This is a genomic window from Bradyrhizobium sp. CCBAU 45389 (genome assembly GCF_028128625.1).
Taxonomy (GTDB): Bacteria; Pseudomonadota; Alphaproteobacteria; order Rhizobiales; family Xanthobacteraceae; genus Bradyrhizobium; species Bradyrhizobium liaoningense_B.
Map to the genome: position 1 here is coordinate 443,100 of NZ_LBIY01000099.1, position 26,353 is coordinate 469,452.

Sequence of the window (26,353 nt, forward strand, 5' to 3'; positions counted from 1 at the left end):
GCCTGTAGTCGATTGGAAGCCGTTTCATACTCACAACTGGTTTATCCCGACAGGGATCACGACCTATCGACAATTTTGCGGATGTCATTCGCTCATCTTTACGGCCGCAATGCGCTCTCTTTGCGGTGCAACAATTCCGCCAGCCTACTACCTAGGTCGGGAAAATTTCACTGGCGAACTTTTCCGCCCGCATTAATTTATCTGCGGGCGGACACGTCCGAATTCGCGAAAATGGAGAGCCAAATGGCCTGGAAAGCCCCGAAGATCGTCGAAGTGCCCTGCGGCATGGAAATCAACATGTATGTGAGCGCCACCCGCAAGTAAGCGGTTGGTCAGCTTTGCGTTCTGCGCAGGTGGATCTTTCGGTCACGATTGGTTTCCGGATGACGGAAGCCGTGCCGGCCTGAGATTCACCTCGCGACGTTGCTTCCAGGAGACGGATCATGCTTCGCGTCGTCGTCCTGGGCGCAGGGGCCGGCGGCGGAGTGCCGCAGTGGAATTGCGGTTGCGAGGGCTGCCGCGCGGCCCGTGCGAATGGACATGAGCTCCATCGAACCCAGGCCTCGGTTGCCTTCAGCGGCGATGGCGAGCACTGGTTCCTGATCAACGCCTCGCCCGATCTTCGCCAGCAATTGAATGCCACGCCGCAACTGCATCCGAAGGCCGGCGCGCTGCGCCATACGCCGGTTGCGGGCGTGATCCTGACCAACGGCGAAGTCGATGCGGTGGCGGGTCTGCTGTCGATGCGCGAAGGCTCGCCCTTCACGGTCTATGCGCATGAGAAGGTGCTGGCGATCCTTGCCAGCAACAGCATCTTCAATGTGCTGAACGAGAAGAACGTCAAGCGCCAGCCGATCGGTGTCAGCGAGCCGTTCGAGCCGCGGCTGCCCGACGGCGCGCGTTCAGGACTCGAGGTGCTGCCCTTTGCCGTGCCCGGCAAGTCGGCCTGGTATCTCGAAGGCAAGGCCCATCCCGGCGGCGAGACCGGCGACGGCGACACGCTGGGCCTGAAGGTCACCGACAAGGCCACCGGCAAGTGCTTCTATTTTATCGCCGCCTGTGCCGAGGTCACCGATGCGCTGAAGGCCGAGATCGACGGCGCCGCGCTGGTGTTCTTCGACGGCACGGTCTGGCAGGACGACGAGATGATCAAGGCCGGGCTCGGCTTCAAGACCGGCAAGAGCATGGGCCATGTCGCGATGTCCGGCGCCGACGGCGCGATTGCGCGCCTCGCCGACCTCGATATCGACAGGAAGATATTTCTGCATATCAATAACTCGAACCCGGCGCTGCTGCCCGCCTCACCGGAGCGTAAAAGGGTCGAACAGGCGGGTTGGCAGATACCTGGGGATGGAACGGAGATCGTGCTGTGAATGCCGCGTCACTGACTGGAATGACCGCGCTCTCGATCGGCAAGAACATCAGGCTCACGAGCGCCGAAGAGCTGGAGGCGACGCTGCGCCATATCGGGGCGACGCGCTATCATAGCCTGCATCCGTTCCATAAGCTGCTGCATGGCGGCAAGCTCAACAAGGGCCAGGTGCAGGCCTGGGCGCTCAACCGCTACTATTACCAGAGCACCATCCCGATCAAGGACGCGGTGGTGATCTCGCGCTTCCGCGACCGCGCCACGCGCGTGGAATGGCGCCACCGCATCGAGGACCATGACGGCGATGTCGGCAGCGAGGGCGGCATCGAGCGCTGGCTCAAGCTGACCGAAGGCCTCGGCCTCGACACCGCTTATGTGGAATCCACCGAAGGCATTCTGCCGGCGACCCGCTTCGCGGTGGAAGCCTACGTGCACTACTGCCGCGAAAAAAGCCCGCTGGAGGCGATCGCCTCCTCGCTCACCGAGCTGTTCGCGCCGAACCTGCACGAAGAGCGCATCTCCGGGATGCTGGAGCACTACGACTTCGTCAACCCTGATATCATGAGCTACTTCAAGCGCCGCCTGACACAGGCGCCGCGCGATGCCAATTTCGCGCTCGACTATGTCAAGGCGCATGCCACGACGCCGGAGCAGCGCGCGCTGGTGTGCAACGCGCTGATCTTCAAGACCAACGTGCTGTGGGTGCAGTTAGATGCGCTCCAGCACGCCTATGTCGAGGGCAACATTCCGCCGGGCGCGTTCGTGCCCAAAGCGAGCTGAGGGATAAAGCAATGGCCGGGCCGCGGAACATCAGCGTCAGCGAGGCAAGCCGCCCCGTGCTGCCGCGGCATGCCAAGCTGAAATATGACGAGACGCGACAAGTCTGGGTGATCCTCGCGCCGGAGCGCGTGCTGGCACCGGATGAGATCGCAGTCGAGGTCTTGCAGCTCTGCAACGGCGAGCGCAATGTCGGCGACGTCGCCGATCAGCTGGCGGCGAAATATGCCGCGCCGCGCGAGGCGATCCTCACCGACGTCATCGCCATGCTGCAGGATCTCGCCGACAAGGGCTTCCTCACCGAGGCCCGGGAGAAGACGTCATGAGCGACGTGCTCGGCAACATCCAGCCCGGGATGAGCGACAGCCTCGCGGTGCTGGAGAAACAACGGTCGACGGCGGAGACCTTCGGCATTCCGCTCGCCGTGCTGCTGGAGATCACCCATCGCTGCCCGCTGCAATGCCCGTACTGCTCCAACCCGGTCGAGCTCGACCGCTCGGGCAAGGAGCTGACCACGGATGAGTGGAAGAAAGTGCTGAGCGAGCTCGCCGAGATCGGCGTGCTGCAGGTGCATTTCTCCGGCGGCGAGCCGACGGCGCGGAAAGATCTCGTCGAACTGGTGAAGCATGCCAGCGACGCCGGCCTCTACACCAACCTCATCACCTCGGCCGTGCTGCTGACGCGCGAGAAGCTCAGCGATCTCGCCGATGCCGGGCTCTGCCATGTCCAGATCTCTTTCCAGGGCGTCGAGGAAGGCCTCGCCGACCGCGTCGCCGGCTACAAGAACGGTCATCGCAAGAAACTCGAGGTCGCGAAATGGACGCGCGAGCTCGACCTGCCGCTCACCGTGAACGCGGTGATGCACCGGCAGAACCTGCACCACCTTCCCGATATCATCCAGATGGCGATCGATCTCGATGCCGACCGGCTCGAGGTCGCCAATGTCCAGTATTACGGCTGGGCGCTGAAGAACCGCGCCGCCCTGATGCCGACCGTGGCGCAGCTCGACGAATGCACCCGCCTCGTCGAGGAGGCGCGCGAACGGCTGAAGGGCCGGCTGACCATCGACTACGTCGTGCCGGATTATTACGCGCTGCGGCCGAAGAAGTGCATGGGCGGCTGGGGCCGGCAGTTCTTCAACATCTCGCCCGCCGGCAAGGTGCTGCCCTGCCACGCCGCCGAGAGCATCACCGGGCTCGACTTCGAATCCGTGCGCTCCAACCATTCGATCGCCTGGATCTGGCAGAACTCCGAGGCCTTCAACCGCTATCGCGGCACCGGCTGGATGAAGGAGCCGTGCAAATCTTGCGAATTCCGCGAGATCGATTTCGGCGGCTGCCGCTGCCAGGCCTTTGCGCTGACGGGCGATGCCGCCAACACCGATCCGGCCTGCGCGCTGTCGCCGCTGCACGAGACCATTTTCAAGCAGGCCGAGCGCGAGGCCGAGGGCGAGACCAACCGCTTCCTCTACCGCAACTTCGCGGGCGGCACCCTGGAATCCGACAATGGCGCCTGACGCCGACGCGGCCAGCTCAGTCAGGCGTGCCGACCCCTTTGCGCCGCTGACCTCCGACATGCTCGATGTCGGCGACGGCCATGAGCTTTATCTCGAGAGCGTCGGCCGCGCCGACGGAATCCCTGCGGTCTATCTGCATGGCGGGCCCGGCAGCGGCTGCCAGCCCGATCATCGCCGGCTGTTCGATCCCGACCGCTTCTGCGCCGTGCTGTTCGACCAGCGCGGCTGCGGCCGCAGCCGTCCCAAGGGATCGCGCGAGCACAACACCACGGCGCATCTGATCGCGGACATGGAGAAGATCCGCGAGAAGTTCGGCATCTCGCGCTGGATGGTGGTCGGCGGCTCCTGGGGCGCGACGCTGGCGCTGGCGTATGCCGAGGCGCATCCCGAGCGCGTCTCGGGCATCGCGCTCCGCGCAACCTTCCTGGGCACGCGGGCCGAGGTCGTGACGGCCTTCACCTCGCGCCTGTCGCAATTCTATCCCTCGCTTTACGAGGATTTCCTCAGCGTGCTGCCGCTAGAAGAGCGCGACCAGCCGGTGGACGCCTGTTGGCGCCGCATCCTCGACGCCGACCCGGCCGTGCATGGCCCGGCGGCGAAGGCCTGGCACGACACCGAACGCATCTTGTCCGAACACAAGCCTGCGAAGACACGGCTTGACCTCGCCGCGCTGAACGTCTGGCGCACATTGCCGGCGACCCCGTTCATGGAAGCGCATTATTTCATCAACGACAGCTTCATGACCGCAAACCAGCTGCTGCGGAACGCGGGCCGGCTCAAGGGAATCCCCGGCATCATCGTCCAGGGCCGCTACGATCTGTTGTGCCCGCCCGAGACATCGCATGCCCTTGCGAAAGTCTGGCCCGGTTCCGAGATTCGCATCGTGGAAGATGCCGGGCATTCGCTCTATGATGGCGGCGTGAGGGACGCGGTCATGAAGTCGATCGCCGACCTTGCGTCGAAGATTCCGCGATAAGGATCTATCCCCTCATCCTGAGGAGCGCGCCCTTCGCGCGCGTCTCGAAGGATGAAAGGCCGAGATGCAATAGCGGGGGCCTTCATGGTTCTCCCGGCGATGCGCGGCATCGTCCGGTAGAACCATGAGGGGCGAGCATGGAAGGACAAGAACAATGCCGCTCGCCGGGAAAGGCATGCTGCTGACGTCGATGAACATCGACGTTTCGGATGAGGTCGAGTTCAATCGCTGGTACGATCGCGAGCATCTGGAAGAGCGCGTCGCGATCGAGGGCTTCCTGGAAGCGCGGCGCTATGTCGCGCACGCCGCCAATCCAAAGTATCTCTGCCTCTATTCGACCGCGACGCTCGACGTGCTCGACAGCCCCGCCTACAAGGCGCGGCTCGCCAATCCGACCGACTGGTCGCGACAGACCATGGCGCGTTTCAAGGACATGCTGCGCGTGGTCGCGCGCATCACGATCAGCAACGGCACCGGACGTGGGACGGCGCTCGGCGTGGTGCGGCTGCGGCCGACGCCTGACAATGCCGCACCTTGGCGTGATGCACTGCAAGAAAACCTGGCACCGGAAAAGCACGCCGGCATCATCTCGATGCATCTGCTCGAGAGCGAGCCGGAATTGTCGGGCGCAACGCCCGAGATTCCGGCAGTGCGCAACGAAGGTGCACGCGACTGGTTCGTGCTGATCGACGGCACGCATGTCGGCGCAGTCTCGGCGGTCATCGCCGAGCGCTTCACCGGTCCCACTGCATCACCCTTCCCGCTTCCGGTCTCGGTGGGCACCTACTGCCTGATGTGGGACCTCGCAAAGAGCGACATCGCGCGCGGCTGAAGCGGCCATCCGCATCGCAACATATTGCACCGCCGCATGCTGCGCGCGGCGCGTTAATGCTGTGCACGCGCAGCTCCCATGAAAGCGGGTAATCACCCAAATTTGCCGTTGTGCTTCGGAATGGTTCTAATAAGCTAACCCAATGACGTCATTCAGAAACCGGATCGAAGCGCGCTAAGCGCTCGCCAAGCTCAAGAAAAGGCCGCGGGGGTCTTTGAGCCTGCGCGGACAGGGTAGGAATGAAACCGACCGATATCGCGGCCCCCGACTACTTTCACAAAGTGGTCGATTGCCAGTGGGCCTGTCCAGCGCACACCCCGGTTCCCGAATACATCCGACTGATCGCACAAGGCCGCTACAGCGACGCCTATATGATCAATTGGAAATCGAATGTGTTTCCCGGAATTCTGGGACGCACCTGCGATCGTCCCTGCGAGCCGGCGTGCCGCCGCGGACGCGTCGAGGAAAATCCGGTCGCGATCTGCCGCCTCAAGCGCGTTGCCGCTGATTTCAAGGACGACATCAAGCAGCGCCTGCCGCGGCCTTCGCCGAAGAACGGCAAGCGTGTTGCCCTTGTGGGCGGCGGTCCGGCGTCGTTGACCGTTGCACGCGATCTCGCGCCGCTCGGCTATCATTGCACCGTGTTCGACGGCGATCCCGAAGCCGGCGGCATGATGCGCTCGCAGATCCCGAAATTCCGCCTGCCCAATTCCGTCATCGACGAGGAGACCGGCTACATCCTGGGTCTCGGCGTCGACTTCAAGGGCGGCCATCGCATCGAGAGCATGAAGTCGCTGCTCGCGGAGAAATACGACGCGATCTTCGTCGGCTCCGGCGCGCCGCGCGGCCGCGAGCTCGACATTCCCGGTCGGAAAGAAGCCGCCGCCAACATCCATATCGGCATCGAGTGGCTGGCCAATGTGTCGTTCGGCCATGTCGACAAGATCGGAAAGCGCGTCATCGTGCTCGGCGGCGGCAACACCGCGATGGACTGCTGCCGCACCGCGCGCCGCCTCGGCGGCGAGAAAGTCACGGTGGTCGTGCGTTCCGGCTTCGAGGAGATGAAGGCCTCGCCCTGGGAGAAGGAAGACGCGATCCACGAGGATATCCCGATCCTCAACTACATGGTGCCGGTGGCATTCAAGCATGTCGCCGGCAAGCTGATCGGCGTCAGCTTCCAGCACGTCAAAGCCGAATACGACGCAAAGGGCCGCCGCAATCTGGTGCCTTCGGGCGATCCCGATCAGACCATTCCCTGCGACGACGTGCTGGTCGCGGTCGGCCAGGAGAACGCCTTCCCCTGGATCGAGCAGGATTGCGGCATCGAATTCGACAAATGGCACATGCCCCAGGTCGATCCCAAGACCTTCGCCTCGACCAATCCGAAAGTGTTCTTCGGCGGCGATGCCGCATTCGGGCCGAAGAACATCATCTGGGCGGTCGCGCACGGCCATGACGCCGCATTGTCGATCCACAAGATGCTGTCGGGCGAGGACATCACCGAGCGCCCGCTGCCGGAGGTGCAAATCTCCTCGCAGAAGATGGGCATCCACGAATGGAGCTATGACAACGACATCTCCAACGACAAGCGCTTCAAGGTGCCGCATCGCGACAAGGTCATCGCGCTGAAGGACATCCGCGCCGAAGTCGAGCTGGGCTACGACGTCAAGCTCGCACTGGGCGAAGCCGAGCGCTGCCTGAACTGCGACGTGCAGACGGTGTTCTCGACCTCGCTCTGCATCGAGTGCGACGCCTGCGCCGACATCTGCCCGATGGACTGCATCACCTTCACGGACAATGGTGAGGAAGACGATCTGCGCCAGCGCCTGAAGGCGCCCTCGCCGCGCCCCGACCAGGACCTCTACGTGTCCAGCGACCTCAAGACCGGGCGCGTGATGGTGAAGGACGAGGATGTCTGCCTGCATTGCGGGCTGTGCGCCGAGCGTTGTCCCACCGGAGCCTGGGACATGCAGAAATATTTCATCGATATGACCCACGCAGGTTCGACATGTCCGACAAAAAGCCGATCAGCAGCGTAAACGACTTCGTCGTCCGCTTCGCCAACGTCAACGGCTCGGGCTCGGCCAGCGCCAATGAGATGTTCGCACGCGCGATCCTGCGCCACGGCGTGCCGGTGTCCCCGCGCAACATCTTCCCCTCCAACATCCAGGGCCTGCCGACCTGGTACGAGGTGCGGGTGACGGAAGCCGGCCATCTCGGCGCCCGCGGCGGCGTCGACATGATGGTGGCGATGAACCCGCAGACCTGGGACAAGGACGTCGCCGGCATCGAGCCCGGTGGCTATCTGTTCTACGATTCCACCAAGCCGATGCCGTCGACGAAATTCCGCGACGACATCACCGTGATCGGCGTGCCGCTCACCGCGATCACCAACTCGACCTATACCGATCCGCGCCAGCGCCAGCTGTTCAAGAACATCATCTATCTCGGCAGCCTCTCGGCGCTGCTCGACATGGACCCGAAGCTGATCGAGCAGCTGATCGGCGAGCAGTACAAGGGCAAGGAGAAGCTGCTCTCCTCCAACGTCCACGCGCTGCATCTCGGCCGCGACTGGGCCTTGCAGAACCTGAAATGCCCGATCGGGCTCAGGGTGAAGAAGTCCGACAAGGTCGGCGACCGCATCTTCATCGAAGGCAACAGCGCCGCCGCGCTCGGCGCCGTCTATGGCGGTGCCACCGTGTGCGCCTGGTATCCGATCACGCCATCCTCATCGGTGGCGGAGGCCTTCACCGCCCATTGCAAGAAGTACCGCCACGATCCCGAGACCGGCAAGGCGAAATACGCCATCGTTCAGGGCGAGGACGAGCTGGCCTCGATCGGCATCGTCATCGGCGCCTCCTGGAACGGAGCGCGCGCCTTCACCGCGACCTCGGGGCCCGGCATCTCGCTGATGACGGAGTTCATCGGCCTCTCCTATTTCGCCGAGATCCCGGCCGTGATCATGAACATCCAGCGCGCCGGCCCCTCCACCGGCATGCCGACGCGCACCCAGCAATGCGACATCATCGCCTGCGCCTATGCCTCGCACGGCGACACCAAGCATGTGCTGCTGTTCCCGGAAGATCCAGCCGAAGCCTTCGAGTTCGCGGCTGCCTCCTTCGATCTCGCCGAGCGGCTGCAGACCACGATCTTCCTGATGCTCGACCTCGACATCGGCATGAACCACCGGCTCTGCCGCCCGCTGAAGTGGGACGACGCCCGGCAATATGACCGCGGCAAGATCATGACCGCGGAGATGCTGGAAGAGGGCCGCGACTTCGGCCGCTATCTCGACGTCGACGGCGACGGCATCCCCTACCGCACCTATCCCGGCACGCATCCGACCAAGGGCTCCTATTTCACCCGCGGCACCTCGCGCGACCGCTATGCGCGCTATTCGGAGGAAGGCACGGTCTACGCGGACAACATGCAGCGCCTGGTGCGCAAGTTCGAAACCGCGCAGGACCTGGTGCCGCGGCCGCTGCAGGCCAATGCGGAACGACCGACCAAATATGGCGTGATCTATTTCGGCTCGACCTCGCCGGCGATGGACGAGGCGATCGGACTTTTGGAGGCGCGCGGGCATCAGCTCGACCGGATGCGCATCCGCGCCTTCCCGTTCCATTCGAGCGTGGCGAGCTTCCTCGCCGAGCACGACTTCGTCTATGTCGTCGAGCAGAACCGCGACAGCCAGCTGCGTCAGCTCATCGTCAACGAGAACGGCATCGATCCCGTCCGCCTCGTTCCGATCGTGCACTACGACGGTTCACCGATTACCGCCCGCTACATCGCAAAAGCCATTGGCGACCACCAGGATCACCTCAAGGTGACCCCGCTCCGCAAGGCCGTGTCATGACCTATATTGCCAAGCCGAAATTCCATCATCCGGGCCTGAAGAAGAACGAGCTCGGCTACACGCACCGCGACTATGAGGGCAAGATCTCGACGCTGTGCGCCGGCTGCGGCCACGATTCGATCACGGCCTCGATCATCGAGGCCTGCTACGAGCTCTCGATCGAGCCGCATCGGGTGGCCAAGATCTCCGGCATCGGCTGCTCGTCGAAGACGCCGGACTATTTCCTCGGCAATTCGCACGGCTTCAACTCCGTGCACGGCCGCATGCCCAGCGTGCTCACCGGCGCCAACCTCGCCAACCGCGATTTGATCTATCTCGGCGTCTCCGGCGACGGCGATTCCGCCTCGATCGGCTTCGGCCAGTTCGCGCATTCGATCCGGCGCGGCGTCAACATGACCTACATCGTCGAGAACAACGGCGTCTACGGCCTGACCAAGGGCCAGTTCTCGGCCACCGCCGACCGCGGCTCGAAGAGCAAGAAGGGCGTCACCAACACCGACAACGCCATCGACCTCGTCGCAATCGCGCTGCAGCTGGGCGCGACCTTCGTGGCGCGCTCGTTCTCCGGCGACAAGAGCCAGCTGGTGCCGCTGATCGCGGCCGCGATCGGCCACAAGGGCGCGTCCTTCATCGACGTCATCAGCCCCTGCATCGCCTTCAACAACCACGCCGGCTCGACCAAGAGTTTTGACTATGTCCGCGAGCACAATGACGCCGTGAACCGGCTCGACGTGCTGGTCGGCCGCGATCCGATCGCTGTCGATTACGCGCCGGGCACGGTGCAGGTGGTCGAGCAGCATGACGGCAGCAAGATCGCGTTGCGCAAGATCGACGCCGACTACGATCCGCATGACCGTTTGGGCGCACAGACCTTCCTCGCGAAGCACGCCGCCAAGGGGCAGATCGTCACGGGCCTGCTCTATGTCGACCCGGACGCGGAGGATCTGCACGAGCATCTCAACACGGTCGAAACCCCGCTCAACACGCTGGAAGCGGACACGCTCTGCCCGGGCTCGGCGGTGCTGGACAAGATCAACGCCAGCCTGCGCTGATCACTTGCTGGCAAACGGTTGCCTGACGCGTATGGTGATCTTCTCGGACACGACGGGCGGCTCGAACGGATAGTGCTTGGCGTCGCCGAGCACCAGTTGCAGCGTGTGCGTCCCCGGTGGAAGTTCGAGCATGGTTTCGGTCTGCCCGGCCCCGAAATGCAGATGCGACTTGTCCTGCGGGATCGGCTCCTTGGGATCGATGGGATCGTTGACATCGACCAGCAAGTGATGATGGCCGGCGTTCTGATAGTCGTCGCCGGCATGCGTCACGCCCATATTCCGCAAGCCGAACCGGACCCAGAACCCGCCGCGAACCTTCTGCCCGTCACGCGGGGTGATGAAATAGAGCTTGGCATCCTTGGGCGCGCTCTTGCCCTGCGAATAGGCGGCGCCCGGAGGCAATGCGATCGCCGCCGCCAATGCGGCGCAAAAAATGATCTTCATCAAATCCACTCCAGCACTTACGGACTGAGCGCGACCCGGAATCCATGTGTGGGGTAACGGACATTGGTGTCGTAACCGTCGCGGTTGGATGGCCGCACATATCGCGAGTCGTTCTTCCAGGAGCCCGAGCGCAGGACGTGAGAGCTGCAATCCACGCTGCTCCACGCCGAGCCGTCGTTCGGCGCGCCCTGATAGGTCCTGTGCCAACAGTCCTCGACCCACTGATCGATGCCGCCGCCCATGTCGTGAAGCCCGAATGGATTGGGCTTGAAGCTGCCGACCTTGGCCGGCTGCTCGGCCGCAAGGTCACCGCAATCCTTGCACCCGGCCATGCCCGGCTGGAGCCTGTCGCCCCACCAGTATTTGGTCTGCGTTCCGCCGCGCGCCGCATATTCCCATTCGGCTTCGCTCGGAAGCCGGTACGGCTTCTTCGTCGCCTGCGCGAGCCAGGCGGCATATTGCTGCGCGTCGGTCCAGCTCACATTGCTGACGGGAGCATCGTCCTTGCCGATCGCCGTGAATCCGCACGCCTTGGCGGCGGCGCATTCGTTCCACTCCTGCACCGTCACCGGATATTTTCCGATCGAGAACGGCTTGATCGCGACCTGGTGGACCGGTCGTTCGCTCGGATCATCATTGCTTCCCATCGCGAAGCTGCCGCCGCGAACGGCGATCATCTGGGGTTCGCGGACCGGCGTCACCGATGGACTGGATGCCGGGGATGGTGAAGGCGATGCTGCGGGCGATGGCGCCGTTGCGGGCAACGGAGAAGCCGCGGGCGCGGCCTGAGGTGCCGGCACCGCCGGGCTCGGTAACGGCGGAGCGGATTGCGGCGCCGGCGAAGGCGACGGCGCAGCGATCGGAGGAGCGGCAGCCTGTTGCCCCACCTGGCTGCGGTGCTGCACCAGCACGTACCAAAGCACGTAGCCGGCAATCACCAGCAATGCCGTGATGAGAAGAATCAGCAGGACGCTCTCGCGCCGGCTTCGCGTCCTGCCGACTGCGTCTGCATCCGGCAGCACGCGATAGACGCGTACGGGATCCGTGATGTTCTTGACCTTGCGATCGCCGAGCGACTCGTAGCCGCACACCACCTTGTGCTTGATCTGCTCGTAGATCGCACCCGAGATATAGACCTGACCGGGCTCCGCGATGCCCTCGATGCGTGTGGCGATGTTGACGCCGTCGCCGTAGACGTCATCCGGCTCCACGATGACGTCGCCGAGATTGACGCCAATCCGGTATTCGAGCCGCGAATGCTTGGGAAGCGGGGCGTTGCGGCCGATGAGATTCTGCTGGATGACGATGCTGCATCGAACGGCCTCGACGGGGCTGTCGAAGATGGCGATGAAGCCATCGCCCGTCGTCTTCACCAGCGTGCCATGGTGCTCGACGATGCTGGGCTGGATGATATCCCGCTCGATCCGCTTGACGCGGACATGCGTTCCCTCCTCGTCGGCCTGCATGATGCGACTGTAGGAAGCGATGTCGCCGACGATGATCGCCGCGAGACGACGAGGCATGGGGCCGTGTGGAGGCGGCTCGTCCTGATTTCCGGATCTGAAGTTGCGAATTTCGCCCATTGCGGGGGACTCCACACACGACGAGAGGCGGCCCCACTCTACGACTGCCAAAAGCAATCGCCTGTGAAGGCTATCACATTGACGAATGGGGACAATGTCGAATGGCTGTCAGCATCGAGTTCCCAAAAAACGAGGGCCCGTGCCGATTGAACCTTCCTGGCTCGAGGTTCGACTAAGGCCGCACATGGAACCAGGCCCCCTCGCTCTGCCGTGCGCGCGTATGCGAGTTGAACGCGTCACGCGTGCGGCGACTGCCAACACGCAGTGTTTGGTGAAAGCAATGCGGTCCGCCTCGGCTGCGGCCTGGACTAGCTGACCGGCTCGGGCTCAGCTGCGGCGCGGCCCGTATAGGCCAGCCGTCCCGCCGTCCAGTATTGCTTGCAGGTCTCGAACAGCGTTTCGCCGTCCATGGTCAGGCCGCCCGTGACGAGCACGCCGTCCGCACCAATGGGTTTGTTCAGCAGCGACAAGACGCGCTTCAGAAGGCCGCCTTCGAACCGCTCGGCGAGAAGAGGATCGACCTGAAGAACGACGATCTTCTGGCTGCGATACCGAAAGATCGAGATGTCCCGCACCGATCGCCACGAGATGGTGTCATCGGCGATCCTGGTGTCGCGAATGCCGATACGGGTGATGAAGAGGACCGGCTCCCTGGCGGAGATCAACGTCCACAGCGTCTTGCAGGTGGCGAGGCCGAAAAACACGATGCCGAAATAGCTGAGCGCGATCTGGATCGTGGCGATGTCCCTGCCATAGTGCCAGCTGAATGCGAGCGCGCCGCACAGCAGCGTCGCCAACAGGCCGGCTCCCAGCAACTTGAACAGCCGCGGAAGGGAATAGCCGATCGCAAGGTTGGGCAAGTTCTGACTTATGGACATTTTGACCGCCACCAGTCATCTGCAACAACCAGGGGTTTACCAACGCCCCTCCTTCCAAAGTGTTAAAGCGGGAACCTTGCGCGAGGCTGCCCGCAAGGCGTGCGGCCAGGCACACTTGAACGCAACGTTTTCCGCCCGCGACTAAATGCCAGTCGGCTCCCACCTGCGCGTTGCGGATGGACGACGGTTCACACGCCCCGGGTGCGATCATGAAGCTTGCCCTCATCCTTCCGCTTGTCCTTGCCGGCTTCGTCGGCGCCGCCCGGGCCGAGGAGGCCGACGACATCCGTGAGGCCACCAAGGCCGAGGCCGACACCTTCAACGCGCGCATGTATGCGGGCAGGCCGGGCGACAAGGCCTATGCCTGCTTCGTCCGCCGTTACGACGCCGAGCACCTGGCACGGCACCCGAAGCAGAAGGTCGCATCGATGAAGCTGCTGATCTCCGCGGAGGTCGACCAGGAGGACAAGCAGCTCCACAACTCGTTCCGGCTCGGCTTCAGGTATCGCCACCGCAGCGGCGATTTCGATTCCAGCGGCTCCTGTAACCACGCCGTGTTCACCAAGGACGGCACTGAAATCCGCCTCGGCTGTGGCGTCGACTGCGAGGGCGGCGGCATCGGCGTTGCGCTCTCCAAGGACGACAAGTCGGCGATCGTGCGCCTCGCGCGGGTCAGGGTCTGGCAGAACAACAAGCCGGATGACGAAGCCGAGCATGCGCTGGTCGCCGGCGCCGACGATGCGATTTTCCGCCTCGATCGCACCGACACCAGCGAATGCGCGTCGCTGGTGACCGACCGCAAGGAACTCGCAGCGCTCCGTCACAAGTGATATCTGTCCGGCAAAGTCAGGCTTAGTCGTTATTTGCGCATGATCTTTCCGGAAAACCGCTTCACACTTTTCCGGATCATGCTTGAGGGAGACCGCCATGAACCGCCGGAACATCTTGTGGAGCGCCGTCTCGGCTTTGGGCGCAGCGCTTGGCGCCTCCAGCGCGAAGGCCGCGACCGAGGCTCCGTCGTCGAACAAGCTCAAGGTGGTCTATCACCTCAGCGACGCCGAGAAGGTCAATTTCGTGCTCGGCAACATCCAGAACCACATCGACGGCGTCGGTGGGCCCGAGCACGTGACGATCGCACTGGTGATCCACGGGCCGGCGCTGAAGGCGTTTCACGCGGCGCAAGCCAACCCCGATGTCAGCAGGCGCGTCGGCGAATTCTTCAAGGATGGCGTCGAGCTCGCCGCCTGCGGCAACACGATGAAGGCGCAGAACGTCACGCTGACGGATCTGTTGCCCGGCTTCGTCAGCGCGGAGAAGGGCGGCGTGGTCCGGTTGGCCGAGCTGCAGTCGCAGGGGTATCTCTATCTGCGGCCGTAGGGTTGCGGCCCGCCATATCATAATCCTCCTCTTGGCACTTGACTCATCCATAACCCCACGGTTATGAGTTAATCCATAACTTCTGAGTTATGGATCTCGCATGTCCGCCACCCACGACCTCCTGTTCAGGACCCTCGCCGATCCGACCCGGCGGGCGATCTTCGAACGGCTGTGCCGCGAGGGCGAGCAGACGGTCGGGGCACTAACGCTGCGGTCCGGCGTTTCCCAGCCGGCGGTCTCGAAACATCTCGGCGCGCTGAAGCAGGCGGGCCTGGTGCGCGACCGCCATGAGGGACGCCAGACGCACTACAGCGCGCAGCCCGGCGCGCTCAATCCGCTGGTCGACTGGACCAGCCAGATGGCCGGCTTCTGGCAGAACCGGCTCGACGCTCTCGATGATCTCCTGAAGAGGATGGACCAATGACCGAAACACGATCCGTCGTCGTCGAGCGCGAGTTCGCCTTCCCGGCGGAGCGGCTCTGGCGCGCGCTGACGCAGCCGCATCTGATCGAGGAATGGCTGATGAAGAACGACTTCAAGCCGGAGGTCGGCCATCGCTTCAACCTGCGCGGCGAATGGGGCGGCGTGCTGGACTGCGAGGTGCTCACCATCGAGCCGCAGAAGACGCTCGCCTATACCTGGAATTTCTCGCACGAGGACGCCGCCTTCGATCTCAAGAGCGTGGTGACGTTCACGCTGACGCCGACGGGCGCGGGCACGCATCTGCGCGTCGAGCAGGCGGGCTTCAGTCCGACGCAGAAGCAGGCCTATGGCGGCGCGCATGCCGGCTGGAAGCAGTTTTTCAACAAGCTGGACGAGCTGCTGGCGCGGGCCGAGTAGCGCCGTCACCGACCTTCATTCGATCATCTCAAGAGGAGGTTTTCTTGACCGGGAATATGTGGGTTCGCCAGATCCATCGCTGGCTGTCCATCGCCTTCACGCTCGCCGTCATCGCGAACATCGTCGCCATGACCATGCAGCTCGATGCCGCCTGGATCGGCTTCCTGGCGCTCGTTCCGCTGATCCCGCTGCTCGCGACCGGGCTGTATCTGTTCGCGCTGCCTTATCTTGGCCGGCGCGGCGACGCGCACAGTGAGGCGAGGTCATGAAGAAGGCCGTGGCGGCGAAAAAGAGCGGCGCGAAGGACGCGGACGGCGCCGCGCCTTCCAGGCTGATCGACGGCAGGATCAGGGAGCTCGGCGACTGGCGCGGCGAGATGCTCAGCCGGGTCCGCGGCCTGATCAAGCAGGCCGATCCTGACGTCGTCGAGGAATGGAAATGGCGCGGCGTTCCCGTTTGGGAGCACGACGGCATCATCTGCACCGGCGAAACCTACAAGGCTGTGGTGAAGCTGACCTTCGCCAGGGGCGCGGCGCTGGACGATCCGGCGGGCCTGTTCAATTCCAGCCTCGACGGCAATGTGCGCCGCGCGATCGATATTCGCGAGGGCGAAAAGATCGACGAGAAGGCGTTGAAGGCGCTGATCCGCGCGGCGGTGGAGCTGAATGCGTCGAAGGAGAAGCCGGCGAAGAAGCGGCCGGCGTAGAACGTTCTTGGTGGCGGCTGGTGCAAGCGCCTCGTCCTTCGAGACGACCGCTTCGCGGTCTCCTCAGGATGAGGCTCAGCATCCCCGCGTGTTGAAATCGCCGCCGCACATCCCGCCCTCATCCTGAGGGCCCGCCGAAGGCGGGCGTCTCGAAGGATGGCCGCAGGAAAGCGACCCGCCGCGTCGATGCAGAACCTACCGTCCGCCCTCAGGCCACCGCCGCCGGAATCGGGCGCGGGCTGACGACGTATTCGCGCAAAACCTTGTCGTTGGCGTCGACCTCGATCAGCGCGACGTCGTAGGTCCAGAGATCGGCCAGGTGCTGAAGCACGCGCTTGGCGTCGGTCTCGTTGAGCTGCGAGCCCTTGATGACGTGGTGATGCAGGATCAGCCGGCGGTCGCCGGAGAGATCGACGTCGACCACCTCGATATTGGCGTCGATGTAGCCGACGTCGTGCTGCCGCGCCAATTCGCGCCGCACGCGGCGGAAGCCGCGCTCGTCGTGGATGGCATCGACGCGGATGCCGGCGCGCTCCTCGGGATCGTCATGGAGATGGAACATGCGGAAGTGCCGCATCAGCCTGGGGCTCAGGAACTGGCCGATGAAGCTCTCGTCGCGGTAATTGGCCCAGACGTCGCGCAGCACGCCCATAACGTCGTTCCTGCCGGCAATGTCGGGGAACCATTCGCGGTCCTCGTCTTCCGGATTGGTGACGATGCGCTCGATGTCCTGCATCACGGCGAAGCCGAGCGCATAGGGGTTGAAGCCCGAGAAGCGCGGATCGTCGAATTCGGGCTGGAACACCACGTTGGTGTGCGAGCCCAGGAATTCGAGGAAGTTGCCGTCGGTGATGCGGCCCTGCTGATGCAGCTTGGTCATGATGCGATAGTGGACGTAGGTGGCCGTCCCCTCGTTCATCACCTTGGTCTGGCTCTGCGGATAGAAATATTGCGCGATGTGGCGGACGATGCGCAAGAGCTCGCGCTGCCATGGCGCCAGCCGCGGCGCGCTCTTCTCGAGGAAATAGAGCAGGTTTTCCTGCGGCAGCCCGAGCAGCTTGCGGCGCCGCTCGATGCTGAGCGTCGAACGGCTCTTGCTCTTGCCGGCCGGCACGGTGCGCCAGAGATCGTTGAAGACCTCTTCCTCGTGCTGGCGGCGGCGCCCTGCCCGTTTCTCCTCGGCGCGCAGGTCCAGCTTCTTCTTGCCGGGATAGCGGTCGATGCCGTGCGACATCAGCGCATGCGCGGCGTCGAGCGTGCGCTCGACCTCGGTGCGGCCGTAGCGCTCCTCGCATTGCATGACGTAGTTCTTGGCGAAGTCGAGATAGTCCAGGATGCCGTCGGCGTCGGTCCACTGCTTGAACAGATAATTGTTCTTGAAGAAATGGTTGTGGCCGAAGGCGGCGTGCGCGATCACCAGCGTCTGCATCGTCGCCGTGTTCTCCTCCATCAGGTAGGAGATGCAGGGCGAGGAGTTGATCACGATCTCATAGGCGAGGCCCATCAGGCCCTTGCGATAGGAGGCCTCGTGGAACGCGAAATGCTTGCCGAAGGACCAGTGCTTGTAGAACAGCGGCATGCCGACCGACGAGTAGGCGTCCAGCATCTGCTCGGCGGTGATGACCTCGATCTGGTTCGGATAGACGTCGAGCCCGAGATCCTTCAACGCCACCTCCTCGCAGGCGTCGGTGATGCGCTGCAAGGTATGGAAGTCCCAATCCGCGCCTTCGAACAATCGTGCCGTCATGGAGCGGCTTTCTCCTGAGCAGTTTCGCGGCGCTGGAACAAATCGTGGAACACCGGGAAGATCTCGCTGCGCTCGGAGACCTTGCGCATCGAGAGCGGTGCGCCGCTGTTGCGCAGGCGCTCGTAAAGGGTCCAGAGCGAGGAGTCGGAAAGATCGAAGGCGCTGCCGCCCGACTCCCCGACCTCGAGATAGGCGAAGAACTGGCAGACCGGCAGGATCTTGTCGGTCAGCAGCAGTCCGGTGAGCTCGCCGTCGGAATAGGAATTGTCGCCGTCGGAGGCCTGCGCGGCGTAGATGTTCCAGTCCGACGGATTGAAGCGCTCGCGCACGATCTCGTGCATCGCCTGCAGCGCGCTGGAGACCAGCGTGCCGCCCGAGGCCGGACCGTAGAAGAAGGTCTGCTCGTCCACCTCCTCGGCGCGGTCGGTGTGGCGGATGAAGACGATCTCGACATGCTTGTAACGGCGCTTCAGGAACACGTAGAGCAGCATGTAGAAGCGCTTGGCGAGGTCCTTCATGTGCTCGGACATCGAGCCGGAGACGTCCATCAGGCAGAACATCACGGCCTGCGCGACCGGCCGCGGCACCGTCTCGAAACGGCGGTAGCGGATGTCGAGCGGATCGATGAAGGGAATACGCTTGGATTTCGCTTTCAGCGCTTCGAGCTGGGCGATGAGCTCGGTACGCTCGTCCTCGTCCGTACAGGCGGCGATCGCGGCTTCCAGCTCCTCGATCTCCTCCTTGCGAGGACGCTTGAGCGCGATGCGGCGCGCCAGCGCGAGCTTCACGGTCCGGCTCACCGAGATGTTGGCGGGCGAGCCCGACGTGGTGTAGCCGGCGCGCTGGATGCCCTCGCTCTCGGTCTGCGCGATCTTGCGCTTGGCGAGATCCGGCAGTTCGAGGTCGTCGAGGAAGAGATCGACGAATTCGTCGCGGGACAGCACGAAGCGGAAGGCGTCCTCGCTGTCGCCTTCGCCCGGACCGGAATCCTTGGCGCTGCCCTGGCCGGAGCGCTGCAGATAGTCGCCCTCGATGAACTTCTTGTTCCCGGGCAGCACCATGTCGCGCGTTCCGCCTTCGCGGCGGAAACGCGGCTCGTGCATCCCGTCCAGCGGGATCGTGACCTCACCACCCTCCAGGACGTCCTTGATGTCGCGTTCCTGCGAGGTCTTCTTGACGGCGCCCTGCACCAGGGATTTGGCCCGACGCAAGAACCGCTGACGGTTCTCAAGACTCTTGCCGCCTGGATTCAGGCGCCTGTCAATAATGTGAATCGGCACTTTTTCATCCGCCTCAACCGGCCTGCTTCACACGCATGTACCATTCGACGAGCCGGCGAACCTGACGCTCGGTGTAGCCGCGCTCCACCATGCGTGCGACGAACTCGCCGTGCTTCTTCTCCGTCTCGCCGTCCTTCTTCGACCCGAAGGAGATGACCGGAAGCAGGTCCTCGACCTGGGAGAATATCCGCTTTTCGATCACGTCGCGAATCTTCTCGTAGGAGGTCCAGGTCGGATTCTTGCCACTGTTCTGAGCCCTGGCCCGTAACGAGAACTTGACCACCTCGTTCCGGAAATCCTTCGGGTTGGCGATGCCGGCCGGCTTCTCGATCTTGGTCAATTCCTGGTTCAAAAGCTCGCGATCGAGCAACTGGCCGGTGTCGGGATCCTTGAAGTCCTGATCCTCGATCCAGGCGTCGGCGTAGTCGACGTAGCGGTCGAACAGGTTCTGACCGTAATCCGAGTAGGATTCGAGATAAGCCTTCTGGATCTCGTTCCCGATGAACTCGGCATAGCGCGGCGCCAGCTCCGCCTTGATGAACTCCAGGTAACGTTTCTCGGTTTCCTCCGGCAGCTGCTCGCGGCGGATCGACTGCTCCAGCGCGTACATCAGGTGCACGGCATCGGCGGCGACCTCCTGCGGATCATGGTTGAAGGTCGCAGCCAGGATCTTGAAGGCAAAGCGCGTGGACACGCCGTCCATGCCTTCGTCGACACCAGCGGCATCCCGGTATTCCTGGACGCTTCGTGCCTTGGGATCGGATTCCTTCAGGCTTTCGCCGTCGTAGACCCGCATCTTGCCGAACAGCGTGGAATTCTCGTGCTTGCGCAGGCGCGACATCACCGAGAACCGAGCCATCGTTTCCAGTGTCGACGGCGCGCACGGCGCGGACGCGAGCTCGGAGCCCTGGATCAGCTTCTCGTAGATCTTCTGCTCTTCGGCGACCCGCAGGCAGTAAGGCACCTTGATCACGCAGATGCGGTCGATGAAGGCTTCGTTGTTCTTGTTGGCCTTGAAGCTCGCCCACTCCGCCTCGTTGGAGTGCGCCAGGATCACGCCGGTGAACGGGATCGCGCCGATGTTCTCGGTGCCGATGTAATTGCCCTCCTGCGTTGCGGTGAGCAGCGGGTGCAGCATCTTGATCGGCGCCTTGAACATCTCGACGAATTCGAGGATGCCCTGGTTGGCGCGATTGAGGCCTCCCGAATAGCTGTAGGCGTCGGGATCGTTCTGCGCGTAGGTCTCGAGCTTGCGGATGTCGACCTTGCCGACCAGCGACGAGATGTCCTGGTTGTTCTCGTCACCCGGCTCGGTCTTGGAGACCGCGATCTGACGCAGTCGCGACGGCTGGATCTTGGCGACGCGGAATTGCGAGATATCGCCGCCGAAGGCTTCCAGCCGCTTGTAGCACCACGGGCTCATCAGGCCGGTGAGACGGCGGCGCGGAATGCCGTATTTCTCCTCCAGCATCGGTCCGAGATGATCGGGATCGAACAGGCTGAGCGGGCTTTCGAACACGGGCGAGAGTTCATCGCCGGCCTTGAGCACGTAGATCGGCTGCACTTCCATCAGCGACTTCAGCCGCTCGGCGAGCGAGGATTTGCCGCCGCCCACGGGGCCGAGCAGATAGAGGATCTGCTTGCGCTCCTCCAAGCCCTGCGCCGCGTGGCGGAAGAACCCGACGATGCGCTCGATGGTTTCTTCCATGCCGTAGAAGCCGGCGAAGGCCGGATAGGTGCGGATGGTGCGGTTCAAAAAAATACGGCCAAGGCGTGGGTCCTTGGCCGTGTCAATCGTCTGCGGATCGCCGATCGCTGCTAGCAGTCGTTCGGCCGCGTTCGCGTATTTCATGGGATCGCTTCGACACGATTCCAGATATTCCGCCATCGACATGTCGTGCTGGCTTCTCGCCTCGAACGACCGAGCGAAAGCGTTGAATAGAGAATCGTTATACATGATCCCTCTCCGCGTGAGTTCCGCTACAAGCTGAAACGAAAGCAGTTACTGGACCGTTCCTCAGGCCGCTTCTCGAATCAGCGTGAGCACATGACAGTCATTGGACACCCGGGGGCCGACTCGACGCAACGCACAACGTAGGCAACCGGGTGAGTTACGAACAGGCACCTGCCTGTTATTTATGCGAATCTATGTATATCTTCGCTCATTTCCAGAAAATGTCACTCGGCCGCCACATCCGGGCATTACCGGGGATCAGCTCATCCGGCGGTGCAGCATAGTCGCCAGCCGGCGGCAGCTTTATGACGCTTGTACGGCCAAGCCTTGTGCACCTGAGCCTTGTGCACCCGCGTCTTGCGTGCCTTGATCGCGGTCTCGCCGCAATGCGGCGTGTGCATCGCTGGCGGCATGGCACTCGCGGCAAGCGCGCAGCAATGTATCAAAATCGGTCGCCAGTCCCTCGGTGGAAATGACGATCCGATCGTCCTGCGCGCCGCGCGACGCCGCCCGGCTCCTGCCGCGAATACAGCAGAGCTGCCGCTGCAATGCCGGCGTCGGCGTCAGCACGATCATCCTGTGCCCGCGGCGCTCCTCGGTCGAAATCTCCGCGATCGACTCCCACAGCAGAAATTCATTGCCGATGCGGAGATCGCGGATGCCGAAGGGGGTGACGATCACCACCGGCCCACGTTCGCCGGGAAGCAGCCAGATCAGCCAGCCGGTGATCAGGCCGAACACCGCGACGCCGGCATAGCCGACCGTCGTGTCGTAGTCGCCGAGGCTGTCCCACCAGTCGAAGGCAAGGCTCGCGCTGAACAGCATCATCGCGAAACCCGCCGCGACCAGCAGCCGCGAACGCGTTGCGCATTGGTTGATTTCGAGATCGTGCGGCGCATCGACGCGCACGGTCGGCGCGACCGACTGCGGGCTGTCGGAGACGGCGGACGGAGAGCCGTCAGGATGCAGGTGCATGCTTTCCCCCAGCATGGCCATTCGCGACCGAGCCACAAAGTATCCGGCGGATCGGAATCCACTGAAGACCGGCTGTGCAGCGGCCGACAGACGCTACGCAACGAGACCTCGGCCGAAACTTTCCCGGCCAACGACTTTTTACGCAACACAGCCACTGCCGCCTGGATCGCCATGATCGCGACGGAGTTACACTAGAGGTATGACTCCCACACGCTTGATTGGTTCCCTCCCGGGAGCATGTAAGCTAGAGGATAGCGCGTCAGGACCGGCGCGGAAACCCCTCGCCCGCAGGCTTGGAGATAAATAAGCACCATGAATCCCGTCAAAGAACTGGAAAAGCACGGACAGGCCGTCTGGCTGGACTTCCTGGCCCGCGGCTTCATCGCCAAGGGCGACCTGAAGCGGCTGATCGACACCGATGGCGTCAAGGGCGTCACCTCGAACCCCTCGATCTTCGAGAAGGCAATCGGCAGCTCGGACGAATATGACGCCCCGATCGGCAAGGCGCTGAAGCGCGGCGACCGGACCGTGGCCGACCTGTTCGAAGCCGTCGCGGTCGAGGACATCCAGAATGCCGCCGACGTGCTGCGCCCGGTCTATGACCGCCTCAAGGGCGGCGACGGCTATGTCAGCCTCGAGGTATCGCCCTATCTGGCGATGGACACCGCCGGCACGGTGGCCGAGGCGCGGCGTCTGTGGAAGGACGTTGGCCGCAAGAACCTGATGGTGAAGGTGCCGGCGACGCCGGAAGGCCTTCCGGCGATCGAGACGCTGATCGGCGACGGCATCAGCATCAACATCACGCTGCTGTTCTCCAAGGCCGTCTACCTCCAGGTGGCGGAGGCCTATATCGCGGGCCTGGAAAAATATGTCGCAGGCGGCGGCGACCCCTCGCATGTCGCAAGCGTTGCGAGCTTCTTCGTCAGCCGCATCGACAGCGTCGTCGACAAGCAGCTCGATGAGAAGATCGCGCGCGCTAATGACCCATCCGAAAAGGAGCGGCTTGCCGCCCTCAAGGGCAAGGTCGCAATCGCCAACGCCAAGGTCGCCTATCAGGATTACAAGCGCCTGTTCGCAGGTCCCCGCTGGGAGAAGCTCGCCGCCAAGGGCGCCAAGCCGCAGCGCATGCTGTGGGCGTCGACCGGCACCAAGAACAAGGACTACAGCGACGTCCTCTATGTCGAGGAGCTGATCGGCCCCGACACCATCAACACCGTGCCGCCGGCGACGCTGGATGCGTTCCGCGACCACGGCAAGCCGCGCGACAGCCTGGAAGAGAATGTCGAGGACGCAAGGCGCGTGCTGGAGGAGCTGGAGCGCTCGGGCATCTCGCTCGACGCGATCACCGAGGAGCTGGTCAAGGACGGCGTCAAGCTGTTTGCGGACGCCGCCGACAAGCTCTACGGCGCGGTCGCGCACAAGCGCGCCACCGTGCTCGGGCCGGCGCTCGACCGCCAGCAGCTATCGCTCGGCGACGGGCTCGGCAAGGCCGTGGCCAAGAGCACCGAGGAATGGCGTGCCTTGGCAAAAATCCGCAGGCTCTGGCAGCGCGACAAGTCGGTCTGGACCGGCACCGACGAGGACAAATGGCTCGGCTGGCTCGACAGCGCGGCCAAGGCCGATGTCGCCGACTACGAGGATTATGCGGGCCGCGTGAAGGGCCAGAAATTCTCCGACGCCGTCGTGCTCGGCATGGGCGGATCGAGCCTCGGACCCGAGGTGCTGGCCGAGACCTTTGGCAAGAAGCCCGGCTTCCCCAAGCTGCACGTGCTTGACTCCACCGACCCCGCGCAGGTGCGGGCGATGGAGGGGAAGATCGACATCGCCAACACCGTGTTCATCGTCTCCAGCAAGTCCGGCGGCACCACCGAGCCGAACGCGATGAAGGACTATTTCCATGAGCAAGTTGCCAAGGCGGTCGGCCCCAAGGTGAAGACCGGCCATCGCTTCATCGCGGTGACCGATCCCGGATCGTCGCTGGAGAAGGCGGCGAAGACGCTGAACTATGCCCGCATCTTCCATGGCGAGCCCTCGATCGGCGGGCGCTACTCGGTGCTCTCGCCGTTCGGCCTGGTGCCGGCGGCGACTGCCGGCATCGACGTCAAGACCTTCGTCAAGCACGCGCTCTCCATGGCCCGCTCCTGCGGACCGGACGTGCCGCCGTCCGAAAACCCGGGCGTGCAACTCGGCCTTGCCATGGGGCTTGCCGCGCTCGAAGGCCGCGACAAGGTGACGATCCTGTCGTCGAAGAAGATCGCCGATTTCGGTGCCTGGGCCGAGCAGCTGATCGCGGAATCGACCGGCAAGGAGGGCAAGGGCCTGATCCCGATCGACGGCGAGCCGCTCGGCGATCCCTCGGTCTACGGCAATGACCGTTTCTTCATCGACATCCGCATCGAGGGCGAAGCCGACGCCGCACACGACTCCCAGCTTGCCGCAATCGAAGCGGCCGGCCATCCCGTCGTGCGCATCGCGATGAAGTCGATCGACCATCTCGGCCAGGAGTTCTTCCGCTTCGAGATGGCGACGGCGGTGGCGGGCTCGATCCTCGGCATCAACCCGTTCGACCAGCCCGACGTCGAAGCGGCCAAGATCAAGACCCGCGAGCTCACGGCCTCGTTCGAGAAGACCGGCGCGCTGCCGGACGAACAGCCCGTGGTCAGCACGGTCGAGGCCGATCTCTACACCGACGAGGCCAACGCCACGGCGCTACGCGCTGCCGGCGCCAATGGCGACCTCACCTCCTGGCTGAAGGCGCACCTCTCGCGCTCAGGCGATGGCGATTACGTTGCCCTGCTTGGCTACATCGCGCGCGACAAGGCCACCATCGATGCCCTCCAGGCGATGCGGCTCGAGGTGCGCGAGAAGCGGCATGTCGCGACCTGCGCCGAGTTCGGCCCGCGCTTCCTGCACTCCACGGGCCAGGCCTACAAGGGCGGGCCCGACAGCGGCGTGTTCCTCCAGATCACCGCTGACGACGCCAAGGACCTGTCCGTGCCGGGCCAGAAGGCGAGCTTCGGCGTGATCAAGGCGGCCCAGGCGCGGGGCGATTTCGACGTGCTCACCGAACGCGGCCGGCGCGCGCTGCGTGTCCACCTGAAGGGTGGGCTCAAGAAAGGTCTCGCCGCACTCAATGCGGCGCTCAACGACGCACTGAATTAAGGGAATCTCTCACATGCAACTCGGCATGATCGGCCTCGGCCGGATGGGCGGCAACATCGTTCGCCGCCTGATGCGCCAGGGACATTCGACCGTGGTCTACGACAAGGATACCAAGGCCGTCGCGGGCCTTGCCGCCGACGGCGCGGTCGGCTCGGCGACACTCGAGGAATTCATCTCGAAGCTGGAGCGGCCGCGCACGGCGTGGGTGATGCTGCCGGCCGGCCACATCACCGAGACGACGATCGACACGATTGCAAAGGTGATGCAGGAAGGCGACGTCATCATCGACGGCGGCAACACCTTCTGGCAGGACGACGTCCGCCGCGGCAAGGCGCTGAAGGCGCGCGGCATCCACTATGTCGACGTCGGCACATCGGGCGGCGTCTGGGGCCTCGACCGCGGCTATTGCATGATGATCGGCGGCGAGAAGGCCGTGGTCGACCGGCTGGATCCGATCTTTGCCGCGCTCGCGCCGGGCGCCGGCGACATTCCGCGCACCGAAGGACGCGAGGGGCGCGATCCCCGCATCGAACAGGGCTACATCCATGCCGGCCCTGTCGGCGCCGGGCATTTCGTCAAGATGATCCACAACGGCATCGAATACGGCCTGATGCAGGCCTATGCCGAAGGCTTCGACATCCTCAAGAACGCCAATATCGACGCCCTGCCGGCGGATCATCGCTACGACTTCGATCTCGCCGACATCGCCGAAGTGTGGCGGCGCGGCAGCGTGATTCCGTCCTGGTTGCTCGATCTCACCTCGACCGCCCTCGCCGACAGCCCGCAGCTCTCGGAATATTCGGGCTTCGTGGAGGATTCCGGCGAAGGGCGCTGGACCGTGAATGCTGCGATCGACGAGGCCGTGCCGGCCGAAGTCCTGACCGCGGCGCTCTACACACGTTTCCGTTCCCGCAAGGAACACACCTTCGCCGAAAAAATTCTTTCCGCGATGCGCGCGGGTTTCGGCGGCCACAAGGAGCCGAAGCAGCCGGGCGCTTCGAAACCCAAATAGAAGCCTGAGTAACAAGT

25 protein-coding genes are annotated in these 26,353 nt (G+C 63.7%); 18 read left to right on the forward strand and 7 right to left on the reverse strand.

Features of this window, described 5'->3' with window-relative positions:
* Nucleotides 1-243: 243 nt before the first annotated feature.
* The 10 genes from pqqA to XH79_RS41355 all read left to right on the forward strand — a co-directional run bounded on the left by pqqA (nt 244) and on the right by XH79_RS41355 (nt 10,378).
* Nucleotides 244-324 (forward strand): pyrroloquinoline quinone precursor peptide PqqA, encoded by an 81-nt coding sequence (gene pqqA, locus XH79_RS41310; RefSeq protein ID WP_007595659.1) that lies wholly within the window; start codon nt 244-246, stop codon nt 322-324.
* A gap of 119 nt (nt 325-443) precedes the next feature.
* Entirely contained in the window at nt 444-1,373 is a 930-nt protein-coding gene (pqqB, locus tag XH79_RS41315; RefSeq protein ID WP_212339794.1) for a pyrroloquinoline quinone biosynthesis protein PqqB, read from the forward strand.
* Nucleotides 1,370-2,149 carry a pyrroloquinoline-quinone synthase PqqC gene (gene pqqC, locus XH79_RS41320; RefSeq protein WP_271585440.1) on the forward strand — a complete coding sequence of 260 codons (780 nt, stop codon included), beginning with the start codon at nt 1,370-1,372 and terminating at the stop codon, nt 2,147-2,149. Before pqqB ends, pqqC begins: the two co-directional genes overlap by 4 nt.
* An 11-nt stretch (nt 2,150-2,160) precedes the next feature.
* A complete protein-coding gene (gene pqqD, locus XH79_RS41325; protein ID WP_018641076.1) occupies nt 2,161-2,472 on the forward strand; it encodes a pyrroloquinoline quinone biosynthesis peptide chaperone PqqD in 312 nt (103 codons plus the stop codon).
* Complete coding sequence (gene pqqE / locus XH79_RS41330; protein ID WP_271585441.1) at nt 2,469-3,662, forward strand: pyrroloquinoline quinone biosynthesis protein PqqE; 1,194 nt, start codon at nt 2,469-2,471, stop codon at nt 3,660-3,662. Before pqqD ends, pqqE begins: the two co-directional genes overlap by 4 nt.
* Complete coding sequence (pip, locus tag XH79_RS41335) at nt 3,652-4,638, forward strand: prolyl aminopeptidase (protein WP_271585442.1); 987 nt, start codon at nt 3,652-3,654, stop codon at nt 4,636-4,638. Before pqqE ends, pip begins: the two co-directional genes overlap by 11 nt.
* 154 nt (nt 4,639-4,792) lie before the next feature.
* Nucleotides 4,793-5,470: a DUF4286 family protein gene (locus tag XH79_RS41340; protein WP_212339799.1), complete on the forward strand. Its 678-nt coding sequence runs from the start codon at nt 4,793-4,795 to the stop codon at nt 5,468-5,470.
* A 239-nt stretch (nt 5,471-5,709) separates the two neighbouring features.
* Complete coding sequence (locus XH79_RS41345; RefSeq protein WP_212339800.1) at nt 5,710-7,509, forward strand: FAD-dependent oxidoreductase; 1,800 nt, start codon at nt 5,710-5,712, stop codon at nt 7,507-7,509.
* Nucleotides 7,479-9,326, forward strand: a complete 1,848-nt coding sequence (locus tag XH79_RS41350; protein WP_212339801.1) for a 2-oxoacid:acceptor oxidoreductase subunit alpha — start codon at nt 7,479-7,481, stop codon at nt 9,324-9,326. The genes XH79_RS41345 and XH79_RS41350 overlap by 31 nt, the downstream gene beginning before the upstream one ends.
* Complete coding sequence (locus tag XH79_RS41355; protein ID WP_212339802.1) at nt 9,323-10,378, forward strand: 2-oxoacid:ferredoxin oxidoreductase subunit beta; 1,056 nt, start codon at nt 9,323-9,325, stop codon at nt 10,376-10,378. The genes XH79_RS41350 and XH79_RS41355 overlap by 4 nt, the downstream gene beginning before the upstream one ends.
* Here XH79_RS41355 and XH79_RS41360 read toward each other — a convergent pair whose 3' ends face one another.
* The 3 genes from XH79_RS41360 to XH79_RS41370 all read right to left on the reverse strand — a co-directional run bounded on the left by XH79_RS41360 (nt 10,379) and on the right by XH79_RS41370 (nt 13,283).
* On the reverse strand, nt 10,379-10,822 hold the full coding sequence (locus XH79_RS41360; protein ID WP_271585443.1) for a DUF4399 domain-containing protein: 444 nt from the start codon (nt 10,820-10,822) through the stop codon (nt 10,379-10,381). It lies immediately after the preceding gene.
* Nucleotides 10,823-10,839: 17 nt separating this feature from the next.
* Complete coding sequence (locus XH79_RS41365) at nt 10,840-12,405, reverse strand: SUMF1/EgtB/PvdO family nonheme iron enzyme (protein WP_271585444.1); 1,566 nt, start codon at nt 12,403-12,405, stop codon at nt 10,840-10,842.
* A gap of 308 nt (nt 12,406-12,713) precedes the next feature.
* A complete protein-coding gene (locus XH79_RS41370; protein ID WP_271585445.1) occupies nt 12,714-13,283 on the reverse strand; it encodes an STM3941 family protein in 570 nt (189 codons plus the stop codon).
* Nucleotides 13,284-13,492: 209 nt separating this feature from the next.
* On the opposite strand from XH79_RS41370, the gene XH79_RS41375 reads away from it, so the two are divergent.
* The 6 genes from XH79_RS41375 (at nt 13,493) to XH79_RS41400 (ending at nt 16,206) form a co-directional block, all read left to right on the forward strand.
* Nucleotides 13,493-14,113 (forward strand): hypothetical protein, encoded by a 621-nt coding sequence (locus XH79_RS41375; RefSeq protein WP_212339806.1) that lies wholly within the window; start codon nt 13,493-13,495, stop codon nt 14,111-14,113.
* Nucleotides 14,114-14,210: 97 nt separating this feature from the next.
* Nucleotides 14,211-14,660 (forward strand): DsrE family protein, encoded by a 450-nt coding sequence (locus XH79_RS41380; protein ID WP_212339807.1) that lies wholly within the window; start codon nt 14,211-14,213, stop codon nt 14,658-14,660.
* Between the two features lie 100 nt (nt 14,661-14,760).
* On the forward strand, nt 14,761-15,084 hold the full coding sequence (locus tag XH79_RS41385; protein ID WP_212339808.1) for an ArsR/SmtB family transcription factor: 324 nt from the start codon (nt 14,761-14,763) through the stop codon (nt 15,082-15,084).
* Entirely contained in the window at nt 15,081-15,500 is a 420-nt protein-coding gene (locus XH79_RS41390; RefSeq protein ID WP_212339809.1) for an SRPBCC family protein, read from the forward strand. The genes XH79_RS41385 and XH79_RS41390 overlap by 4 nt, the downstream gene beginning before the upstream one ends.
* Before the next feature lie 56 nt (nt 15,501-15,556).
* Entirely contained in the window at nt 15,557-15,769 is a 213-nt protein-coding gene (locus XH79_RS41395) for a hypothetical protein (protein ID WP_442870033.1), read from the forward strand.
* A complete protein-coding gene (locus XH79_RS41400) occupies nt 15,766-16,206 on the forward strand; it encodes a DUF1801 domain-containing protein (protein ID WP_271585447.1) in 441 nt (146 codons plus the stop codon). The genes XH79_RS41395 and XH79_RS41400 overlap by 4 nt, the downstream gene beginning before the upstream one ends.
* A 208-nt stretch (nt 16,207-16,414) precedes the next feature.
* On the opposite strand, the gene XH79_RS41405 is transcribed toward XH79_RS41400, so the two are convergent.
* The 4 genes from XH79_RS41405 to XH79_RS41420 all read right to left on the reverse strand — a co-directional run bounded on the left by XH79_RS41405 (nt 16,415) and on the right by XH79_RS41420 (nt 22,183).
* Complete coding sequence (locus XH79_RS41405) at nt 16,415-17,953, reverse strand: SpoVR family protein (protein WP_212339812.1); 1,539 nt, start codon at nt 17,951-17,953, stop codon at nt 16,415-16,417.
* Entirely contained in the window at nt 17,950-19,227 is a 1,278-nt protein-coding gene (locus tag XH79_RS41410; RefSeq protein WP_212339994.1) for a YeaH/YhbH family protein, read from the reverse strand. Before XH79_RS41410 ends, XH79_RS41405 begins: the two co-directional genes overlap by 4 nt.
* A 19-nt stretch (nt 19,228-19,246) precedes the next feature.
* Nucleotides 19,247-21,190 (reverse strand): PrkA family serine protein kinase, encoded by a 1,944-nt coding sequence (locus XH79_RS41415; protein WP_212339813.1) that lies wholly within the window; start codon nt 21,188-21,190, stop codon nt 19,247-19,249.
* Nucleotides 21,191-21,490: 300 nt separating this feature from the next.
* Nucleotides 21,491-22,183 carry an STM3941 family protein gene (locus XH79_RS41420; RefSeq protein ID WP_271585448.1) on the reverse strand — a complete coding sequence of 231 codons (693 nt, stop codon included), beginning with the start codon at nt 22,181-22,183 and terminating at the stop codon, nt 21,491-21,493.
* Nucleotides 22,184-22,474: 291 nt separating this feature from the next.
* Between XH79_RS41420 and XH79_RS41425 the strand changes: the two genes are divergently transcribed.
* Together XH79_RS41425 and gnd are read left to right on the forward strand one after the other, a co-directional pair.
* Nucleotides 22,475-25,324: a bifunctional transaldolase/phosoglucose isomerase gene (locus XH79_RS41425; RefSeq protein WP_271585449.1), complete on the forward strand. Its 2,850-nt coding sequence runs from the start codon at nt 22,475-22,477 to the stop codon at nt 25,322-25,324.
* A gap of 13 nt (nt 25,325-25,337) precedes the next feature.
* Nucleotides 25,338-26,336: a phosphogluconate dehydrogenase (NAD(+)-dependent, decarboxylating) gene (gene gnd, locus XH79_RS41430; RefSeq protein WP_271585450.1), complete on the forward strand. Its 999-nt coding sequence runs from the start codon at nt 25,338-25,340 to the stop codon at nt 26,334-26,336.
* Nucleotides 26,337-26,353 lie beyond the last annotated feature (17 nt).

Coding starts and splice junctions, on each gene's coding strand:
- XH79_RS41425 (WP_271585449.1), top strand. CDS start 22,475: ATGAATCCCGTCAAAGAACTGGAAAAGCACGGACAGGCCGTCTGGCTG.
- XH79_RS41380 (WP_212339807.1), top strand. CDS start 14,211: ATGAACCGCCGGAACATCTTGTGGAGCGCCGTCTCGGCTTTGGGCGCA.
- XH79_RS41400 (WP_271585447.1), top strand. CDS start 15,766: ATGAAGAAGGCCGTGGCGGCGAAAAAGAGCGGCGCGAAGGACGCGGAC.
- XH79_RS41345 (WP_212339800.1), top strand. CDS start 5,710: ATGAAACCGACCGATATCGCGGCCCCCGACTACTTTCACAAAGTGGTC.
- XH79_RS41355 (WP_212339802.1), top strand. CDS start 9,323: ATGACCTATATTGCCAAGCCGAAATTCCATCATCCGGGCCTGAAGAAG.
- XH79_RS41360 (WP_271585443.1), bottom strand. CDS start 10,822: ATGAAGATCATTTTTTGCGCCGCATTGGCGGCGGCGATCGCATTGCCT.
- XH79_RS41375 (WP_212339806.1), top strand. CDS start 13,493: ATGAAGCTTGCCCTCATCCTTCCGCTTGTCCTTGCCGGCTTCGTCGGC.
- XH79_RS41395 (WP_442870033.1), top strand. CDS start 15,557: ATGTGGGTTCGCCAGATCCATCGCTGGCTGTCCATCGCCTTCACGCTC.
- gnd (WP_271585450.1), top strand. CDS start 25,338: ATGCAACTCGGCATGATCGGCCTCGGCCGGATGGGCGGCAACATCGTT.
- XH79_RS41340 (WP_212339799.1), top strand. CDS start 4,793: ATGCCGCTCGCCGGGAAAGGCATGCTGCTGACGTCGATGAACATCGAC.
- XH79_RS41385 (WP_212339808.1), top strand. CDS start 14,761: ATGTCCGCCACCCACGACCTCCTGTTCAGGACCCTCGCCGATCCGACC.
- pip (WP_271585442.1), top strand. CDS start 3,652: ATGGCGCCTGACGCCGACGCGGCCAGCTCAGTCAGGCGTGCCGACCCC.
- XH79_RS41405 (WP_212339812.1), bottom strand. CDS start 17,953: ATGACGGCACGATTGTTCGAAGGCGCGGATTGGGACTTCCATACCTTG.
- XH79_RS41370 (WP_271585445.1), bottom strand. CDS start 13,283: ATGTCCATAAGTCAGAACTTGCCCAACCTTGCGATCGGCTATTCCCTT.
- XH79_RS41390 (WP_212339809.1), top strand. CDS start 15,081: ATGACCGAAACACGATCCGTCGTCGTCGAGCGCGAGTTCGCCTTCCCG.
- pqqB (WP_212339794.1), top strand. CDS start 444: ATGCTTCGCGTCGTCGTCCTGGGCGCAGGGGCCGGCGGCGGAGTGCCG.
- XH79_RS41420 (WP_271585448.1), bottom strand. CDS start 22,183: ATGGCCATGCTGGGGGAAAGCATGCACCTGCATCCTGACGGCTCTCCG.
- pqqD (WP_018641076.1), top strand. CDS start 2,161: ATGGCCGGGCCGCGGAACATCAGCGTCAGCGAGGCAAGCCGCCCCGTG.
- XH79_RS41350 (WP_212339801.1), top strand. CDS start 7,479: ATGTCCGACAAAAAGCCGATCAGCAGCGTAAACGACTTCGTCGTCCGC.
- XH79_RS41365 (WP_271585444.1), bottom strand. CDS start 12,405: ATGGGCGAAATTCGCAACTTCAGATCCGGAAATCAGGACGAGCCGCCT.
- pqqE (WP_271585441.1), top strand. CDS start 2,469: ATGAGCGACGTGCTCGGCAACATCCAGCCCGGGATGAGCGACAGCCTC.
- XH79_RS41415 (WP_212339813.1), bottom strand. CDS start 21,190: ATGTATAACGATTCTCTATTCAACGCTTTCGCTCGGTCGTTCGAGGCG.
- pqqA (WP_007595659.1), top strand. CDS start 244: ATGGCCTGGAAAGCCCCGAAGATCGTCGAAGTGCCCTGCGGCATGGAA.